This is a genomic window from Ruegeria sp. CG11 (genome assembly GCF_056537245.1).
Genome location: NZ_JBQFRE010000055.1, coordinates 1 through 1,707, shown reverse-complemented (window position 1 = coordinate 1,707; position 1,707 = coordinate 1). Strand labels below are relative to the sequence as shown.

Annotated in this window: 1 protein-coding gene; it reads right to left on the bottom strand. The window is 63.5% G+C overall.

All coding sequences use genetic code 11. From position 1 onward, the window contains the following. On the bottom strand, positions 1–1,707 hold a 1,707-nt coding region (gene xsc, locus ACR0KW_RS24180), incomplete at both ends, for a sulfoacetaldehyde acetyltransferase (protein WP_480807300.1).

The window sequence follows — 1,707 nt, the reverse complement described above, 5'->3', positions numbered from 1 at the left end:
CCCGGCCTGTTGGTTCATGTCGTCGGCGCTGATGCCTGCCACTTCGACCGGCTTCTTCATCGCGTCGCGGCGGAAGGGCTCACCCAGTTCCTGGTTGATCATCGCTTCGATCAGGGTGGTGATGCCGTTCTTCTGGTCCTCGATGGCCTGGTTCAGGGCCGCTGTCAGCTCGTCCTGAGTGCGGGCGACGACGCCTTTCAGGCCACAGGCCTGCGCGATACCGGCATAGGACACTTTGGTGTCCAGCTCGGTGCCGACGAAGTTGTCGTCGAACCACAGGGTCGAGTTCCGCTTTTCCGCACCCCACTGGTAGTTGCGGAAGACGATCTGGGTCACGGCGGGCCATTCCTCACGACCGATCGCAGTCAGCTCGGTGACAGCGATACCAAAGGCACCGTCGCCCGAGAAGCCGACGACCGGTACGTCCGGGCAGCCGATCTTGGCGCCGATCACCGAGGGCAGGCCATAGCCACAGGGGCCGAACAGGCCGGGGGCCAGATATTTGCGACCCGCTTCAAAAGACGGGTACGCGTTGCCGATGGCGCAGTTGTTGCCGATGTCGGACGAGATGATCGCCTCTTTCGGCAGCGCGGCCTGAATCGCGCGCCATGCCATGCGCGGGCTCATCCAGTCGGGCTTGGCGGCACGGGCACGCTCGTTCCAAGTGGTGCCCGGATCGTCCTGCTCGTGATCCATCGAGGTCAGTTCCTGCGCCCAACGCGACTTTTTTTCCGCGATCTTCGCCTTGCGGGCGTCGCGGCCCTCGTCGCCTGCGGTGTCCGACAGCTGTGCCAGGATATTGGTCGCAACGGTGGCGGCGTCGCCCACGATACCGACCGAGACCTTCTTGGTCAGACCGATGCGGTCCGGGTTGATGTCGACCTGAATGATTTTCGCATTTGCCGGCCAGTATTCCAGACCGTAACCGGGCAGGGTCGAGAACGGGTTCAGGCGGGTGCCGAGGCACAGAACCACGTCGGCTTCCTTGATCAGCTCCATCGCGGCTTTCGAGCCGTTATAGCCCAGCGGGCCGGCAAACAGCGGGTGCGAGCCGGGGAAGGCGTCGTTGTGCTGGTAGCCAACGCAAACCGGCGCGTCCAGACGCTCGGCCAGCGCTTTCGAAGCTTCGATGCCGCCCGCGGACAGAACCGTACCGGCACCGTTCAGGATGACCGGGTTCTTGGCATCGGACAGCAGCGCGGCAGCTTCGGTCACGGCAGAGGCGCCGCCCGAAGGCAGTTCGAATTCGACCACGGCAGGCAGTTCGATGTCGACCACTTGCGTGAAGAAGTCACGCGGCACGTTGATCTGTGCCGGGGCCGAGGCGCGCTTGGCTTTGGTGATCACGCGGCTGAGAACTTCGGCCATCCGCGACGGGTCGCGTACTTCTTCCTGATAGCAGACGCAGTCCGCGAACATGCGCATCTGCTCCATCTCCTGGAAACCGCCCTGACCCATGGTCTTGTTCGCGGCCTGCGGTGTGACCAGCAGCAGCGGGGTGTGGTTCCAGTAGGCGGTTTTGACGGCGGTGACAAAGTTGGTGATGCCGGGGCCGTTCTGCGCGATCATCATCGACATCTTGCCTGTGGCGCGGGTGTAGCCGTCGGCCATCATCCCGCCCGAGCCTTCATGCGCGCAATCCCAGAAGGTGATGCCGGCTTTCCCAAAAATATCCGAGATCGGCATCATCGCCGAACCGATGATGCC